The 16,669-nt window shown below is 56.6% G+C and carries 18 protein-coding genes, 1 pseudogene and 1 other annotated feature; of the genes and pseudogenes, 7 read left to right on the forward strand and 12 right to left on the reverse strand.

Annotated elements, in window-relative coordinates:
* The first annotated feature begins 62 nt into the window (after nt 1-62).
* Nucleotides 63-386, forward strand: coding sequence for a hypothetical protein (locus Q7F15_RS11870; protein WP_171565655.1), 324 nt, complete (start codon nt 63-65; stop codon nt 384-386).
* Here the strand turns inward: Q7F15_RS11870 and Q7F15_RS11875 are convergent.
* Together Q7F15_RS11875 and Q7F15_RS11880 are read right to left on the reverse strand one after the other, a co-directional pair.
* Nucleotides 381-836 carry a YlbF/YmcA family competence regulator gene (locus tag Q7F15_RS11875; RefSeq protein WP_171565656.1) on the reverse strand — a complete coding sequence of 152 codons (456 nt, stop codon included), beginning with the start codon at nt 834-836 and terminating at the stop codon, nt 381-383. The two genes, Q7F15_RS11870 and Q7F15_RS11875, sit on opposite strands and share 6 nt — an antisense overlap.
* A gap of 59 nt (nt 837-895) precedes the next feature.
* On the reverse strand, nt 896-2,824 hold the full coding sequence (locus Q7F15_RS11880; protein WP_304414401.1) for a hypothetical protein: 1,929 nt from the start codon (nt 2,822-2,824) through the stop codon (nt 896-898).
* A 38-nt stretch (nt 2,825-2,862) separates the two neighbouring features.
* Between Q7F15_RS11880 and Q7F15_RS11885 the strand changes: the two genes are divergently transcribed.
* The gene (locus tag Q7F15_RS11885; RefSeq protein WP_304414402.1) at nt 2,863-3,291 is read left to right on the forward strand and encodes a protease complex subunit PrcB family protein; all 429 of its coding nucleotides are present in this window, start codon (nt 2,863-2,865) and stop codon (nt 3,289-3,291) included.
* 123 nt (nt 3,292-3,414) lie between these two features.
* On the opposite strand, the gene Q7F15_RS11890 is transcribed toward Q7F15_RS11885, so the two are convergent.
* The 5 genes from Q7F15_RS11890 to Q7F15_RS20580 all read right to left on the reverse strand — a co-directional run bounded on the left by Q7F15_RS11890 (nt 3,415) and on the right by Q7F15_RS20580 (nt 7,143).
* On the reverse strand, nt 3,415-3,834 hold the full coding sequence (locus tag Q7F15_RS11890) for a hypothetical protein (RefSeq protein WP_171565658.1): 420 nt from the start codon (nt 3,832-3,834) through the stop codon (nt 3,415-3,417).
* A gap of 84 nt (nt 3,835-3,918) precedes the next feature.
* Nucleotides 3,919-4,644, reverse strand: a complete 726-nt coding sequence (locus Q7F15_RS11895; RefSeq protein WP_171565659.1) for a thermonuclease family protein — start codon at nt 4,642-4,644, stop codon at nt 3,919-3,921.
* 339 nt (nt 4,645-4,983) lie between these two features.
* Nucleotides 4,984-6,033, reverse strand: a complete 1,050-nt coding sequence (locus Q7F15_RS11900; RefSeq protein ID WP_304414403.1) for a MerR family transcriptional regulator — start codon at nt 6,031-6,033, stop codon at nt 4,984-4,986.
* Between the two features lie 271 nt (nt 6,034-6,304).
* Nucleotides 6,305-6,748 (reverse strand): CBS domain-containing protein, encoded by a 444-nt coding sequence (locus Q7F15_RS11905; RefSeq protein WP_171565661.1) that lies wholly within the window; start codon nt 6,746-6,748, stop codon nt 6,305-6,307.
* A 314-nt stretch (nt 6,749-7,062) separates the two neighbouring features.
* A complete protein-coding gene (locus Q7F15_RS20580; protein ID WP_171565708.1) occupies nt 7,063-7,143 on the reverse strand; it encodes a putative holin-like toxin in 81 nt (26 codons plus the stop codon).
* A 191-nt stretch (nt 7,144-7,334) separates the two neighbouring features.
* On the opposite strand from Q7F15_RS20580, the gene Q7F15_RS11910 reads away from it, so the two are divergent.
* Both Q7F15_RS11910 and ftsW read left to right on the forward strand, forming a co-directional pair.
* Nucleotides 7,335-7,679 (forward strand): YugN family protein, encoded by a 345-nt coding sequence (locus Q7F15_RS11910; protein ID WP_171565662.1) that lies wholly within the window; start codon nt 7,335-7,337, stop codon nt 7,677-7,679.
* An 83-nt stretch (nt 7,680-7,762) separates the two neighbouring features.
* Complete coding sequence (gene ftsW / locus Q7F15_RS11915; protein WP_171565663.1) at nt 7,763-8,932, forward strand: putative lipid II flippase FtsW; 1,170 nt, start codon at nt 7,763-7,765, stop codon at nt 8,930-8,932.
* A gap of 56 nt (nt 8,933-8,988) precedes the next feature.
* On the opposite strand, the gene Q7F15_RS11920 is transcribed toward ftsW, so the two are convergent.
* Entirely contained in the window at nt 8,989-9,321 is a 333-nt protein-coding gene (locus Q7F15_RS11920; protein ID WP_171565664.1) for an Asp23/Gls24 family envelope stress response protein, read from the reverse strand.
* Between the two features lie 51 nt (nt 9,322-9,372).
* Nucleotides 9,373-11,028 (reverse strand): thiamine pyrophosphate-binding protein, encoded by a 1,656-nt coding sequence (locus Q7F15_RS11925; RefSeq protein ID WP_304414404.1) that lies wholly within the window; start codon nt 11,026-11,028, stop codon nt 9,373-9,375.
* 134 nt (nt 11,029-11,162) lie between these two features.
* On the opposite strand from Q7F15_RS11925, the gene sleB reads away from it, so the two are divergent.
* Entirely contained in the window at nt 11,163-11,918 is a 756-nt protein-coding gene (sleB, locus tag Q7F15_RS11930; RefSeq protein ID WP_304414405.1) for a spore cortex-lytic enzyme, read from the forward strand.
* A gap of 55 nt (nt 11,919-11,973) precedes the next feature.
* Here the strand turns inward: sleB and Q7F15_RS11935 are convergent, their stop codons facing one another.
* Nucleotides 11,974-12,231, reverse strand: coding sequence for a hypothetical protein (locus Q7F15_RS11935; RefSeq protein WP_171565667.1), 258 nt, complete (start codon nt 12,229-12,231; stop codon nt 11,974-11,976).
* 168 nt (nt 12,232-12,399) lie between these two features.
* Here Q7F15_RS11935 and cax point away from each other — a divergent pair, with 168 nt between their 5' ends.
* Entirely contained in the window at nt 12,400-13,443 is a 1,044-nt protein-coding gene (gene cax, locus Q7F15_RS11940; protein WP_171565668.1) for a calcium/proton exchanger, read from the forward strand.
* Between the two features lie 91 nt (nt 13,444-13,534).
* On the opposite strand, the pseudogene fosX reads toward cax, so the two are convergent.
* Nucleotides 13,535-13,948: pseudogene (gene fosX / locus Q7F15_RS20585) on the reverse strand (FosX/FosE/FosI family fosfomycin resistance hydrolase).
* Between the two features lie 297 nt (nt 13,949-14,245).
* Here fosX and Q7F15_RS11955 point away from each other — a divergent pair.
* On the forward strand, nt 14,246-14,890 hold the full coding sequence (locus Q7F15_RS11955) for a hypothetical protein (protein WP_171565670.1): 645 nt from the start codon (nt 14,246-14,248) through the stop codon (nt 14,888-14,890).
* Between the two features lie 94 nt (nt 14,891-14,984).
* On the opposite strand, the gene Q7F15_RS11960 is transcribed toward Q7F15_RS11955, so the two are convergent.
* Nucleotides 14,985-16,322, reverse strand: coding sequence for a sodium-dependent transporter (locus Q7F15_RS11960; protein WP_171565671.1), 1,338 nt, complete (start codon nt 16,320-16,322; stop codon nt 14,985-14,987).
* A 63-nt stretch (nt 16,323-16,385) separates the two neighbouring features.
* Nucleotides 16,386-16,638, reverse strand: a binding site (T-box leader).
* Between the last annotated feature and the right edge of the window lie 31 nt (nt 16,639-16,669).

Genomic DNA, 16,669 nt, shown 5'->3' on the forward strand with positions numbered 1-16,669 from the left:
CATGTTTCATAACAGACGCATTACCCGGCCCGCAAATTACTTCCGAAAGCGAGGGATGACACATGCGCCTGGACACGTACTACCAACGGTTTACGGACGCGATCCTGCAGCAGGACGTCGCCGCTTCAGCGTACTGGCGCCAGTTTGCTGGCCAGCGCTTTTTTTATATAGCCAGTCCGCTCCCCGCCACTCAACTGGCCTGTCAGCTGTTGGCGACGGGGGAACGGATCACGGCGGACACCAAGCTGAAACTGGAGTGCGTCTACGTGCGCTCCGACAGCTCGCAGCACGTCTTTCGCGTGCGCTTCCTCGTGCCGCAGGAGAAGCAGTTTTGCTGCGGAAACTTGTGCGAAGACTGCTTCCTTCTCAGGCAGCCGCGGTCATGAGCGTTTTTTTATGCTGCACCCGCAGCTTCCCCCGCTGCCGCAGCCGCTGCTTTTCGCCTCCAGAAACGGATTGTTGCTGGGGACCTTGATCGTCTCCGAGACCGCGTCAGCGATGGTTCGTCCCACCTGGTACAGCAGACGGTCCAGGTTGTCCTCCGCCCGCTTGAACGCCTGGACAGAATCCAGCATCTCGATTTTCCGCTTCAGCTCGCGGACCTCTTTCGATATCTGATCGTAGTCGGGATGATATTTCCCAAACCGCTGAACATCTTCGTATTGGGCCTTTTTGCGTTCGAACAGCGCGAGCAGGCGCTGCGCCTCCTCGTCCGCTTCCATCCGCTGCTTGGCATGAATGTACTCCGAGACCTCGCGCGAATGGTTGATCATCGTGGACAGCTCGTGCGAATGCAGGATAAGCTCGGCCATATCCACCGTCTCCAATGCTTCCATGCAGCGAGACCCCCTTTCTTGAAAGCCCTTATCTTGCATTGTACCACGAAACAATCCGGCTAGTACAGATAATCCGGCAGGAGAATGCGCACGCGATCGATCTCGTCCAGCCGACACCGTCTTTTTCCGCTGCGATCCTCCAGGACAAGATGCCAGTACCCCATTTCCACATCCAGCTGCCGCGGGATGCCCTCCCACGTCTGACCGCTCATGAGACGCAGCTGAACCTCCAGTTCCAGTTCGCGGGCCCGCTGCAGCAGATCGCGCAAGGTTTGCGGATGGTAGGACTGGAAATGCTGCGTCCACATCTTGGGCAGAGTTGCCGCTTGAGGCATGCCTTCCCACTGGTCGGGAAAGGTGTTTTCCACTGCGTATCCGTCCCAGGGCCGGTCCACGGCAAACAGACCGGCAGTCGGCCCATCGTCACTAATATCCGTCTCTTCCCTTTCCACACGCATCAGCGCCCCATCCTGCGGCTCGTAGCCATACGCCCGAAACAGGGCCAACAGGCTCTCCTTCTGGGCAGGCGTCACGAGGAAATCGGTCGGGGAAATGACCATCTCCAGATACGGCTGAAACGCTTCAATCTGCCGCAACTCCTCCAGCAGACCGGGGTGGGCGGTCCGCACCCGAAACAGCGGTTCCAGTTGGATTTGCCGCGCGTTTTTCCCCCACATGTGGATCAGCTGACTGACCGCTTCCGGCAGCGGGTGGGTGCAGGACTGGCGCAGCGTCTCCACGGCCTGCTGCTCCGTTCCGCCTGCGGCCAGAAAAGCCTGTAACGGTTTGGCCTGCAGTTCGCCGCGCAGCAGCTCCCCATCAAACGCCAGCGGACAGAAACGGCTCAACGCCCATACCGCCTGCAGCGGAACGAGCGGCGGTATGGTAATGATTCCGGCTGGATCGACAAACCACCCTTCTTCCCGGGGCAAACGGGGCAGGCTGTTCCATCGCCAGTAAAGCGCTCCGTCCTCTGCGGTGCCGAGCTGAATCCAGCCAAACCCCAAGAGCAGGTGAAGCCACTCGTCCACGGCCCGTTGCTTTGCCTCGTCCGGCAGAACAAATCCAGCCTCCGCCAAACGTTGTAGCATGTAGTCGAGCGAGTGCCACTGTTCCAGCGGAGAACGCTTCATCCACAAGGCAAGTGCGTCCCACCAGCTTTCATGGGGCAGGTACTGCTCGGCTGCCAGCTCGTACAATTGTTCCCAACTCTGCTCCGGTGTCATGTCCAGCCATTGGAGAACGCGTTGCTCTGCCAGGACCAGACGTTTCTCCTGCGGACGGACAAGCCCCAGGCGCAGCGCCACATCCAGAACGACAGCCAATGGCAGCCCATCCGGTTCCTCATCGGCTAGCGGCGGCAGTTTCCATCCGGCTACATGGCTTCTGTTCAGTGACAGCAGTGCTGCCATCTTTTGCCGGACCCGGCGGTGAACGCCGCCTTTTTGCGTCAGCGGCACGTCATTGTCGCGAATGAACAGCAGGACGGCAAAAAGATCCAGATGTAACCCCCGTCCTGCTGTTATATAATAAGGGAGCGTTTTTGGCGCCAACGATGGGGTTTTTGCCTCCGGCAGCAGACAGAAGGTCAGATGCTCCCGCACTTCACGGGGCATCAGGTAACCGATTTCGCTCCATCTCTTGCGAACGGTTAGGACCAGCCCGAGCCGGCGCAGTCTGTTCAATCCGACGGCCAGATGCCTGTGGTTTTGGGCGCTGAGCCGATCCCACTCTCTCTTCCGGAAAAATCCTCTGGCAGAAGTGTTTACAAACAGCCGAATTGCTTGCCGTTCGGGTTCGCTGGCCTGCTTCCACACTTCCATGGCAAAGGCGGGATCAGCCAGGCGGATGTGCACATCCCGTTCATCGCGGATGCCCAGCCGCTTTTCCTGCTCGGCTATCATCGCTTGCCGTGTCGAGTGGGAAAGGTATTCGACGCATTGCTGCACACGCACGCTTGTCACCCCGCTTTCACCGTTATTTGCCACATGTTCGTCAACCTACAATCGCAAGGAGGGATATCGACATGTTGCATGCAATGTACAGTTTGATTTTGGCTGCCGCCCTGGCGATTCCGGGGGTACAGCCGTTTTCTATAGATCATCCTACTCCAATCGCCGTCCCTGCGGAAGGGACGAACGCAACTGAATCCGTCTCTGCTTCTTACCCGCCTGCGGTCCGCGATGCCCTGAAGCAGGTGCAAAAAAGCGGCGGTCACACGATCGTCCGCGCCGACGGTAAGACCTATGTCGTCATCGGTGTCGGGCAGCGTCCGACCGGCGGCTACCGTCTGGTGACCGAGCGGGTGGAGCGCACCGGCGCACACGGATTTGTCATCCGCGTCCGTGAACAAAAACCGGCCGCCGGCGCGATGAAGACACAGGTTATTTCCTATCCAACCCTGGTGGTTGCGCTTCCTGACGCGCAGGCCCAGGTGCAGGTAACTATCTCTTGACACAGGAAAGCCGGCCCATGCTTGTCCCGTCGATACGGGATGAGGGTCGGCTTTTTGCATGCGCCCGCCCCGGATGCGCGTTCGCTGTCCTAAAGCGGCCGCTCCTGTTTGACGCCGGCCGGGCTACGGCTTGACGTCGATCTGCAGCTTCTGCTGCACGCCGTATGATTCGTGATTGTTGTGCGCCAGTTCGACCACGACTTCGTGTCGGCCCGGCGGAATGTCTTTTAACACGTACTGCGGTTCAAAGATTTTGGCCACCTTTTTGCCGTCCAGGTAGAGATGGACGTGCCCCTCACCGTATCGGTTGTCCTTCCCCATGTTTTCCAGGGAAAAGGTAAAACCGGTCACGTTCAGCTTCAAATGCAGGTCATCCTGTTTCAGCGTATGGGACACGTTCAGCGTAGGGAGCCGGTGCTGATCGTGAACGGCTTCGACCGGCGCTTGGGTGTTTGCATCGCGGTTCGCATAGACAAACAGCTCGATGCACGCGGCCACTCCAATCAGTATCAGCAGGCGGGTGATCAGTTGCGGGGCCTTCATCGGGACACTCCTTTCCACATCCTGTCACCCACCAGTGTTCCCGAACCGAGACCGCTTCATTCGCGTGCGCCTGCTGACCGGCGGCTACCGCTTGGGCGGACGAAATCCTGCTGCCTTGGCCTCTTCTTCCGTGGCGAACCAGACCTCCGCTTTCGTCCGTTCGTAGTTGGCCGATCCGGGCACATGATAGATTTTCTCTCCTTTGGCATTGATGTTGCCCTTGATCGGCTTGCCCGGCGGCGGGGTCTCCGCTGCGCTATCCGTCTGCTTCGCTTTTTTGGTATTACTGTCTTTGCCGTTATCGGCTTCTTTTGCTGTCGATGTAGTCTGGGAATCGGACAGTCCCCACAGCCCTCGGTTGTGTTCCCGCGCGTCCCGCTCCGCTTCCAGAAACAGATCGGCGTAAGCCACATTGGGCGGGACGGTCATGATTCGCGCGTATCCGTCCCGGACCAGCTTCTCGTTGACAAACGTGCCGTCCGCCATGTACACATAGGCCAGCAGCCGGCCGTAACGGTCGTGGGGTTCGACGTCAAACTTGAGTGTAACTGTTTGCCCCGTCAGCAGTTTCTTGCTGAATTCGCTCGCTTCCTTTCCGTATGGTTCCACGGGGTGGTTGGGCTTGACCGTCTCCGGCGTGTCAACGCCGATCATCCGCACTTTTTCCCCGCTCGAAATCTCAAATGTGTCTCCGTCCACCACGCGCTTGACGACCGCGGTCATCTCGCCGTTGGGACTCGGCTGATCGTTGGCCGCACAAGCGGTCAACACAAGGCACAGGCCGATCAGCCAATGGATGATGTGTTTCATCGGTGTTCTCTCCTTTTCTCGCTGTGCTGTTTACCAGCGTAGCCGATCGTCCTGGAGAGGTCAACCCGGGGTGAAGGCGGACGGGAAAAGGAAATACACAAAAACGACCCAGCCAGCAGGTCGTTTTGTCGAGGAAGTTTAATCTCGGTCACTGAACAAAAACAGCAAGATCACCACGACGATGATAATCCACAAAAAATCATCGTTCTCCCGGTCGAAAAAACCATCCAGAAAACCCATGGTGGAGTCCCCCTTTCCTTCTCGCTTACAGCCTATGCAGCTGACTAGACGGGTGTCATTGGCTGTATGAGCCCAAAAGTGGGCAGGACAGGGGGCCGCTTACGCCAATGTGGCGAAGACGAGGTGTACATAGGTCGTCAACTGCTCCGCTTCCGGCTGAAATCCCAGTTCTTTTAGCGCGGCCAGCAGCCGCGAGCGGTCGGCATAATACCCGTATTCGATCCGTTCAATCGCATCCGTCCGGCCGGACTGCCGCAATGCCTCCAGGTGATTCGCGCGATGGCCGGCGTCCACGAACATGAAGTCGGCAATCGCCAACCGCCCCGCCGGTTTCAGTACGCGCCGGCACTCCGCCAGCGCCAGCACCTTCTGCTCGTCGGTCAGATGGTGCAGCGCGTAACTGGTGGCGACAAAGTCAAACCGGCTGTCCAAAAACGGAAACGCGAAAAACGTGCCGAGCTTGGCCTCCACCCCAGGATTTTTTTGCCGGCATCGCTTCAACATCTCGGGTGACTGGTCGAACGCGCAGACGGTCACCCCTCGTTCCCGCAACCGCCGTGCCAGATTGCCCGTGCCTGTCCCGGCGTCAAGACCGGTTTCACCCGGCTGAGGAGCGACCTTCTCAACCAGGGCATCCAGCACTTGTTCATACCGTTCATGCGGATGAAATCCGTCGCGCGCTTCCGTGACCATTTGGTCGTAGTTGGCCGCCAATTGGTTGAAATTCCACCGGTCCACCCAGTTGCTTCGCGCCTGACGAAGCCGTTTGCTTGCTTCCGCCAGTTCAAACAGGGAGGCGGGATCGCTTTCTCCATCCCTCTTTACCCGCTCAATCATCGCCTCCGTGGTGTGGATCACCTTGCTCAATTCCACCCAGCGGTCGTACACGAAGGAAAGCTGCAGCTCCAGGTAGTGCAGCAGACCGCCCTCTCCTTCGTCCAGCTGCCTCAGCACGTGCCGGATGTCTTCGATGGACATGCCCACCTCGCGCAGGGTGATGACGGTTTGCAGGCGCCACACATCCGCTTCCGTAAACTGCCGGTAGCCGGAACCATCCGCCTTTTTCGGCGTAATCAATCCCTTTTCTTCGTAAAAACGAATTGCCCGCGGCGTGATTTGCAGTCGGCGGGCCAACTCCTTGATCTGCATGAGCCGCTGTTCTCCCCTCCATACGCTTCTTACCCCATTGTAAACCTTGCCGTTGCGTGAATGTACAGCCCTGTTTTTTACGATGGAGAGGCAGCTGCACCCGCGTGTTTTCCTGTCCATACAATTTGCCTGTCCATAAAAAAGAAAGGCTGCCGGTCGCGCGCCGACAGCCTTTCCGTTCCCGGGACCCGGGACAAACGTCCTTTTGCCGCCGTAAGATGGCGGTGTATCATGCGCCTTGCGATTGAGCAGAACGCTCCGCGCCAGCAGCTTAGTGGCGGGGCGCCGGTTCGGAGATTTCGTACAGCGCTTCGCTTGCTTCGTCGTGGTGTGCCTGGCGGACCGCCATGTCTCCCAGCGCAACAATCCCCACCAGCTTGCCGTTCTCCACCACCGGCAGACGGCGAATCTGATGCTGGGCCATGATTTTGGCCGCTTCGTCCACCGTCATGTCAGGCTGACCCAGGATGATGTCACGGGTCATCACCTCTTCCACGGCAGCCGAACCTTCCCGTTTTTCGGCCAAGCCGCGAATGACGATGTCGCGGTCGGTGATGATGCCGATTACGTCCTGCTTCTCATCCACAACGGGGATGACGCCGACGTTCCAATCGCGCATTTTGCATGCCACTTCGTAGACGTTATCTTTAAGCGTAACAGTAGCCACGTCTTTCGTCATGATCTCGCGCAGCGTGCGGTTTTCCACTTTTGCCATCTTCTTCTCCTCCTTGTCGCTGGTAACGTTTGTAGTGTGTCCGACCCTCATGAGTTTCATGCAAAATGGGACAAGCGGCGTGATTTCCATCTGGAGATGACCGGGTACCTTGTGATAAGATGAGAACATGATGCTGTCAAAAACGGCATCACTCTTGTGTTCGCCCCCAGGCTTATTTGCCGTGGACGGACGCAAAAAAAGACCGCCGGGTGGGGCAACACCCTACGGTCGTAAGTACAATAGACGTTCCCCAAAAGGGGGCGGCTCTGCATTCCTGATTGTAGACCCCCTGGCTGTTTTAGCTCAAGGGAGGTCTACTTCTTTTTACTAGACGACAGCATTAAGACTAAAGTCCCGAACGCCAACATAAGACTTAGTGCTTCGAATACTGTCATGCTATCACCCCCTTTCCGATAACGGGGATGAACCGACCACCCTTGAGGAGCCCACCTATTGTGTTACACGATTATACCATATAATGGGAACAGGGTCATCATTCTTTAGGCTCGATATATCCATTGCGCTGTATCCAAAAACAGACTATCATAAGAAAGTGTACAACTTACCAAATGTAGGAGGAACGTCAATGGTAATCAAAGATACGGGAATCGGCGGCAAGGAAGTCATGCTCACCGATCTGGATCACTACATGAAAGATCTCGGATTTACCCGCGGCGCCTGGGATTACCGCCATGCTACATACGATCACAAAATCCTCGATAAAGGCAACACGTATTACCTGCGTATTGAAGCCAACGTAACCGAAGGCAAACTGGAAGATCCCCATGCCGTGCTGAAGCTGGAAGAACCGTACATGGGCAAACACCTGTTCCCGCACGGTCTGGATTACGATTCTCCGATTCCGGATTCCGTCGTGCAGTCAGCCAAACGGAAACTGCAGGTCCTGAACGAGAAGCTGTCCGCGTATTAATGCGGCATTCGCCCAATTGAAAAGAGCGCACACGTCTACAGAGAGGCATCCCCTCTCTGTTTCACGTCAAGGGGGGGTTCGTAATGAAGACACGGGGCGTCCCCGATTTCCTGCTGTTGCTGTTGACCGCCCTGCTGGTTGGATTCGGCATCACCATGGTCTTGAGCGCCAGCTCCATCTTTGCCCTGACCAGCTTCATGGGAAAAGGCTGTACGGTTTGCAATGGAGACGAACTGTACTTTGTCAAACGGCAGGCAATGTGGCTGGTAATAGGTACCATCGGCATGCTCATCGCCATGAACATCCCCTTTTCCTTTTACAAGCGCAATTTTCTTTTGATTGCGCTGATCAGCTTGCTCGCCCTGCTGCTGGTCTTGATCCCTGGAATTGGCAGCAACACCAACGGAGCCCGTTCCTGGTTCAGAATTGGTTCCGCCACGATTCAGCCGGTGGAATTTGCCAAGCTGGGGCTGATCCTCTATATGGCGGCGATCGTGACCAAAAAAGGAGAGGGTATACGCAAGTTGAAAACAGGTCTGATGCCCCCGCTCGTCGTGACCGGGGTGTTTTTCCTCCTGATCATGGCCCAGCCGGACCTGGGGTCGGCCGCGATCGTGCTGGGGACGGCTATCATCATCCTGATCAGCGGCGGAGCGCGGATCGGCCAACTGTTTCTGATCGGCTTTCCGGTGACCTCGCTGGCGCTGGTCAGCTACATCCTGGCGAAGGAACACGCCTTGGGTCGGATCACCGCCTTTTTGGACCCTTGGCAAGATCCTCGCGGCACCGGCCTGCAAGTCATCCAGTCGTGGATCGCCATTGCTCACGGTGGGTTCTCCGGCACCGGATTCGGGAAGAGCATCCAGAAATACCTGTACCTTCCGGAAGCCCATACCGACTTTATCTTCGCGATTATTACCGAAGAGCTGGGCTTTATCGGTGCCACACTCTTTCTGCTGGTCTACCTGCTGTTTCTTCTGCGCGGCTTTCACATCTGCCTGCGCGTCAAAGACACCTTTGCCAGCCTGGTTGGAATTGGCATCGTCAGCATGATCGGGCTGCAGGCGTTCATCAATATCGGCGGCGTCACCGGGCTGATTCCGCTGACCGGTGTCACCCTGCCGTTTATCAGCTACGGCGGCTCATCCCTTCTGGTCAGCATGGTGTCGACGGGCATCCTGCTCAGCGTCTCGCGGGAAGTCAGCCGGCAAAAAATGGCCGAACAACTGCAAAAGCAGCCGTACTCCGCCTGATGCTTCGGGGAAACGGCCAACCCATAAAAAAACGACCTGTATCGACAGGTCGTTTTTTACGTGAGATCGATCGCGTCGACACGGACATGGACAGCCTCCACGCACAAACCGGTCAGCGATTCGACGATCTCCTTCACTTTTTCCTGGAGCTGGCGGCAGACGTGATGAATCGGCAGTCCGTATTTGACCGACACCCGTATCTCGATGCTGGCTCTCCCGTCCACAAGCGACACGGTAATGCCTTTTGTGCCGCCGCTGATGCGTTTCGCCAGGTCCTGGTACAGCCCGCCGGAGTGCACGGAGATGCCGGATACCTCCCCTGCCGCCGTCCCAGCAATTACCGCCACCACTTGATCCGCCACGCGGATTTCGCCGCGCCTTTCCTCCATGGCGCCCCCTCCTTCCTCTCTCCGTCACAGGGCTGCGGCCGCGCTCGGTTATCAGATTTTTCTTTCATTATAAACAGAAGAAGCTTGGGCTTGAAAGGGGATTTCTCGTTTTCGCTCAGTCAGTGTCGGAAGCGTGCACTGCACGTCGAGAAGTGTCAGACGGTCGGACGCACACACCTCGGCCAACGCGGACGCCAGTTCGTCCCTGCTCCGGATGGATCGCGCCGACACACCGCAGGCCCTGGCCCACTGGACGAAGTCGGGGTTTTGTAAACGGGTGCCAAACGGGACGAGGCCGCTTTGTCTCATCTTCCATTCCTCCAGCCCCAGCGTTCCGTTGTTGACGACAATCAGCAGAAACGCTGTCTCTTGCTCCACGGCTGTCATCAGTTCGGACATGTACATCTGCAGGCCGCCGTCTCCCGTCACGCAAATCACCTGCCGCTGCGGCTGGTTCAGTTTGGCTGCAATTGCCGCGGGAAGGCCGTACCCCATCGTCCGCCACTTCCCGGAAAAAAGCGGGCGCTGAGAAACGGCGCGAAAAGCGCGATTGAACCAGATGGTGTGCTCACCAGTATCCAGCGTGATGACGGCATCGTCGTCAACGGCCCGGGACAGCGCGTGCATGAGCGCCTCCGGTGTGACCGGCTGGTCGGGCCCAGCGTCGACGGCTTGTTCTGTCTCCTGCCAAAATGCAGCGTGCCACCGCTCCACTCGCGCCATCCAGTCGGGGTCGGGACGCTTGTTCTCCAGCCGGCGCAGCCAGAGCGGCAGGACCTCTTCCAGATCTGCCGTCACTGAAAACAGGTCGGGATGGAAGTGGATCGACTCGATCGACCGGTCTACCTGCACCACCGGCAAGCCGGCCGGGATGTATTCCTGCGGGAACCAACTCGCACCGAGAATCACCAGCAGGTCTGCTGCGGCCAGCGCGTCCAGACCGGCGCGGCTTCCTCCCTCGCCCAGACCGCCCAGCATCAGCGGATGGGATTCCTCTATGACGCCTTTTGCCCCCAGCGAAACCAGCACTCCCGCTCCCGCCTGCTCCGCCAGCCGTTGGCACGCATCCGCGACGCCGCGCGCCCCGATCCCGAGAAGCATGAGCGGTCGTTTTGCCCGTCCAATCCATTCCGCCGCCTGCTCCACCTCCCCTCTGTCCGCGCGCAAGCCAGACGCCTGCCTCGGCAACTCGGGGATCAGCGGACAGCCGGTCGTACGGGAAAAGACATCCTTGCACACCGCCAGATGGGCGACGCCCTGCTGCGACTCGGCCGTGACAAAGGCTCGCTGGAGCACCTCGCCGATTGCCTGGGGATGGGTGACCGTCGTCGTGTACCGGCAGATGGGACGCATCACGTCTTCCTGGGGCACGTACTGCTTGTACTCTCCCCCCAACTTGTACGTCTCCACCTGTCCGGTAATGGCCACGACCGGAGCCCGATCCGTCTGGGCATCGGCCAAACCGTTCAAGAGCTGAAAGGTGCCCGGACCGCTGGTGGCCGTGCAGACAGCCGGCTTCCCCGTCAGTTTTGCTTCCGCGGACGCCATCATGGCCGCGGCCGCTTCGTGGCGGCAGGCCACATAACGTATCTGCTGCTGCTTGCCGAGCGCGTCCAGCCAGGGCAGAATCGCGTCCCCGGCGACGCCGTAAATCCGGGTGACTCCCCATTGAGCCAGTTGTTCGGTGATGTATTGAGCCACTTGCATCCTGTATCTCCCCTTTCGCGTCTAAACGTCGCATGACCTAGTATGCCGTTGTTCCCATCATTTTACTATCCAAATCTGTCCCAAATTGGAGAACCTAACAGGCAGGATCAGGCGAATCAAAAGGAGGATGAATCATGAAACAGCCTGTCAAATGGCTGGTGGCCCTGCTGGCGATCGCGCTGCTCATCACCTCGGCGGCGATCGTCTCTCCGAAGCGCTCCGACGCGTTCAGCGATCAGATCGTCAAAGTGGGCGCACAGGGCAAGGACGTTCGCGAAATGCAAGGACGGCTGAAATACTTGGGGTTTTACACCGGCAAAGTGGACGGGGTGTTTGGTTGGCGGACGTACTGGGCCCTGCGCAACTTCCAGTACGAATTCGGGCTGAAAGTAGACGGGGTACTGGGGCCCAAAACAAAGCTGAAATTGTACAACGCAACGAAAAACTGGCGTCCTACCGCGGAAGAGCTGGGCGTGCCGCAGACGGCCAAGACACCGTCCAAGTCGAAAGCGCCCACCTACCACGCCCACGGCATCTCGGAGAACGACATCCGGCTGATGGCAAACGCCGTCTACGGCGAGGCCCGCGGCGAACCGTACATCGGACAGGTGGCAGTGGCAGCTGTCATCTTGAACCGCACGCGTCACCCGTCATTTCCCAACACGCCGGCCGGCGTCATCTTTGAACCGCGCGCCTTCACAGCTGTGGCAGACGGCCAGATCTGGCTGACGCCGAACGAAACGGCTAAAAAGGCTGTTCAGGATGCGCTGAAAGGCTGGGACCCTACCGGCGGCGCCATCTATTACTTCAATCCGGACACGGCCACGTCCGCCTGGATCTGGAGTCGGCCGCAGATCAAGAAAATCGGCAAACATATTTTCTGCCGGTAACGGAAAGCAAACAGGCACGGTCATCATCCGTGCCTGTACGTTTTGCCGCCGACCATTACGGCCGCTGTCCCCGCATATGTTCCGCCATTTTGATAAAGCGTTCTTCCTGTTCCGTCGTGCCGCACACGCCGCATTGCACCAGGATGCGCTCCCCCCTGTACGGCTGGTGAAACGCATCCAGTTGGTCTGACGACAGTTCCGCCACAACATCGCCAGTCTGCGGGTCCAACCGCACATAGCGGGGGTTTTGTTCAATGACTGTGAACCTCATCCGGTTCGACTTGCATGTGGGGCACAGATACGGTTTAGCCATGCGGATACCTCCTCTGACGATGGTTCACCCGTTAGTTTCCGCCAATCAGGCCAGGCTATACCCGTCTGCCAGGTTCAAATTTCTCGTGACAAGCGCATCGGTTTTGGCTAAACTAAAGAACATCGCATCAAATGGTATAAAATGTTAAACCTTTATCGAGGTGAACGTATGAATCGGCAATTGTTCTTTTTCCTCGTGGGGGGCAGCTTCCTGTTGGCAGCGTACGCCCATTACTTTACGGACAACGAGCTTTTCCGCTTTGCAACAGCATCGTTGGCCATTATTTTTCTTGCCGCCTGGCTGGGAAAATCGACGGAGAGCGTCGCCCATTACGCCGGTGACCGCATCGGCGGTTTTCTCAACGCCACGTTCGGCAACGCAGCCGAGCTGATTATCGCCTTTTTCCTGGTCAAGGAAGGACTGTTTGACATGGTCAAGGCCTCCATCACCGGCGCCGTCATCGGGAACATGCTGCTGGTGTTGGGACTGAGCGTGCTGCTGGGCGGATTGAAATTCAAGGAACAGACGTTCAACAGCAAGCTGGCCGGCCACAACGGCTCGCTGATGACGCTGGCGATCGTCGCGCTGTTTATTCCCGCCGTGTTCATGCAGCAGCTCCCGCCGGCAGAGATCGGTACGCTCAGCATTGTGATTTCCGTCGTCCTGATCATTGCCTACCTGCTGTGGCTGATCTTCTCCATGGTGACCCACCGGGAATTTCTGTCCGACATCGAGCCGCACGAGAGCGAAGCCGAGTGGTCCAAAGGCGTCTCCATCCTGATGCTTGCCCTGTCCACGGTCTTCGTCGCCATCGTTTCCGAATGGCTGGTCCACAGTGTCGAGCATGTCTCCCAGTCGCTGGGGTGGTCGGAGCTGTTTGTCGGGGCGTTTGTCATCGCCATTATCGGAAACGCCGCCGAGCACAGCGCTGCCCTGCTTCTGGCCATGAAGGGGCGGATCGGAGCTGCTGTGGAGATCGCCATCGGCTCCAGCCTGCAAATCGCCCTATTCGTGGCGCCGACGCTGGTGCTCATCAGCCTGCTTCTGGGGCAGCCGATGGACATCGTGTTTACGCCGTTTGAGCTGGCCGCGATCGGCGTCGCTACCTTTATCACCATATCGATCACCAAGGACGGTGCCACCAACTGGTACGAAGGCGTTCTGCTCCTGACCGTCTACATCATCATCGGCACTGCCTTCTTCTTCGTCTGAGAGACAGACTGCCCGATTCGGCAGCCTCAGATTGCAGACAGACGAGAGGGATGGATAATGAAAAAGCTCGGTATCATACCGAGCTTTCTTATTACTGCTGATCAACCGCCCTGTACGCGGATAACCGTTCCTCCAATGTGCCCGTATGCAGTTCAAACAGGTTGTTATCGTAATCGTAGAAGTAGATGGAGTATCCTTCCCCCTTGATCCTGGGGCGAGGAGGTTTCATCTCCAGGCGCAGGGCTTTGATTTTATCGAGATAGTAGTCAATGTCTTCTTCCTTGATTTTGAATGCCACATGGTGATAGGTTCGGTTGACGATTTCACTATTTTCCATGACCGCGATTCACTGCCCGCCGATGATGAAAAATCGTTCACGGGATATCGAGTGGGTCTTGTCACCGCTGTAATAGACCTCTTGCGCCTGAAACAATTCCTTGTACAACGCAGTTGTTTTCTCCAAATCCTTTACCACAAATGTAATGTGGCTTACACTTTCAATCATGCCTATCATCCTTTTCTCACAACATTGACAAAGTATTTTGTCTATCTTCACCAATCTCATTCCGTTGTGTTCCATCCCACTGTGTAGACGAAGAAGTACCCGGCGATGTTTCCAAATGTTTCGATCAACCACCATTCCAATACGTGTTCCCTATCCGTTTATCGCAGGTAACGCTTGTTAATGCCACATTCCGTGTATATACTCGGTATATCTGTAAATATATGAAAATTTCGCGAATGGGTCGAAACAACAGCGATCCGATCGTAATTATCCAGAATATACAAAGGAGACACATCTATGGAGTTTATTTTAACCCATAAATGGATGTTCTTGATTCTCGCAGAAGTCATCTTTTGGATTTCCATCATCACTTTCTTGGTCCTCAGGTATTGGTTTGGCAAAAAAACACTCAGTTTTGTGTTTTTTCTTCTCTTTATTATCAATGACCTGTGGATCGCTTCCCTGGGCTTTTTCGATTATTTGCAAACAGGGCAGTTTTCCAGCTACCAAGTCGTGATCGTAGTTGTTTTTCTCTATGCGATCACGTATGGGAAAAGCGACTTCAAAAAACTTGATTACCACATCCAAATCTATGTCGCCAAGTGGAAAGGGGAACCTGCTCCCGCTATCGCTCCGCCGAAAAAACTGGTCGGCAAGGAACACGCCAAAAAAGAACGGAAGCATTTTTACGTTCATCTGGCCGTCTATGCGGCAGCACACCTGGTTTTCTTCTTGCTGTACGGGCTGTCCTCACGAATCTATGAAATGGCAAGCATGAACCAGTTTTTTGACGAGTATTTCTCATCCATGGAAGGAACACTGCCGTTTGCCAATCAAACCGTCAACAACCTTAGCAGGGTTTGGACCTTGATCTTCATAATCGACAGCATCATCGCACTTTCGTATACCGTATTTCCAAAGGGCGGCAGGAACGCCTCCTAGACGTTAATCATTCCTGTAATAAAAAAGCCTGCAGACGTGTTCTTCGACGAACCCTTGTCTGCAGGCAAGGACTGCCCGATGCGGCAGTCTTTTTTTATAGAAAGCCAAGCGAGTGCATAAACACCACAATGATGGCAAGCGGTGCCGCATACCTGAGCAGCAGCAGCCAGGCGGCAAACAGCTTCCGGCCCAGCGGTGTATGGGCGGTAAGCTCCTGCATCAGGATTTCCCGCTTCATCTTCAGCGGCACGAACACCGCGATCAACAGCGCCCCCAGCGGCATCAGCACGTTGCTGACGAGGAAGTCGGCGGCGTCAAACACGGATTTGCCAAAGAAGGTGACGTCCGACAAGGCCCCGAAAGAGAGCGCGGACGGAATCCCGACGATGAAAATCAGCATGCCGACAATCCAGGAAAGCCGCTTTCGTTTGACCTCGTCCCCCTTGGCGAGCGAAGCCACGATCACCTCCAGCATGGAAAAGGCGCTCGTCAGCGTGGCAAACAGGAACAAGGCAAGAAACACCAGCAAAAACAGGGAGCCGAACGGAATATGCTCAAACACCGACGGCAGGACGATAAACAACAGGCCCGGCCCCGCCTCCGGTTTCACGCCGAGTGAAAACACCGCCGGGAAGATGGCCAGCCCCGCAAAAAAGGCGACCAACAGATTGAGACCGACAATCGATCCGGCCGATTTGACCAGGTTTTCCTCTTTGCCAAGGTACGAGCTGTAGGTGACCATCACCGACACCCCAACGCTCAACGAGAAGAACGACTGCCCCATGGCGTACAGGATCGACTCTGCGGACAGTTTGGAAAAGTCCGGCATCAGGAAGAACGCCACCCCGTTTCCCGCTCCGTCCAGCGTCAGCGAACGGACCATCAGCACCAGGAACAGGATAAACAGCCCCGGCATCATATACCTGTTGGCTGACTCGATCCCGCTTTGTATCCCGCGAGCCACAACCATGATCGTCACCAGCATGAAGGCGCATTGCGCCGCGACGGAGCCGATCGGGTTAGCGATTACGTCCAGGAACAACTGATCATAGGACTGTCCGATCAACTGTCCGGTAAGACCGCGAAAGAAATAGGTGAGAATCCAGCCGCCGACCACGCTGTAAAATGACAGCAGCAGAAAGCAGGTAGCCACCCCGAGCCGCCCGATCCAATGCCAACCTGTACCCGGAGCAATGGTGCGGTAGGCGGAAATCGCCTCCTGTTGGGTGCTTCGTCCGATGACGAATTCCCCCAACAGCAGCGGCATGCCGATCAGCACGGTAAACAGCAGGAACAGGAGAAAAAACGCCCCGCCTCCGCTGGTGCCCGCCACATAGGGAAATTTCCAGATGGCCCCGAGCCCGATCGCTGACCCGGCGGCCGCAAGGATGAACCCCAATCGGTTCGTCCACTGTTCCGTTTGGTTCGTCATTCACGAACTCCTCCTTCATCCAATCGTCTGTCCTGTATACATAAATAAAAAACTCGTCCCCACGAAAGGGACGAGTTGAATTACTCGCGGTACCACCCTGATTAAGCCAAAGGAGCCTTCAGGTGAAGGACAGCTGCGGCTTCACTTTTGCCATTGATAACGGGAATGACCCGGTGCTCCTCCTACTGGGACAATCGTTCAGAGGACAGCTCCAGAGGGAATTCCACGGGGCGTGCTTCAGAACCGCTTTCAGTCTCCGACGATTCCTCCCTGTCAAGCCGCTGGACCGTGTACTGGTCTCTGTCATCGCTTTTGACACAATGAAAAATGATATGTATAAATGTAAG

It is taken from the genome of Brevibacillus aydinogluensis, from assembly GCF_961514395.1.
In the GTDB taxonomy this organism is placed as follows: domain Bacteria; phylum Bacillota; class Bacilli; order Brevibacillales; family Brevibacillaceae; genus Brevibacillus; species Brevibacillus aydinogluensis.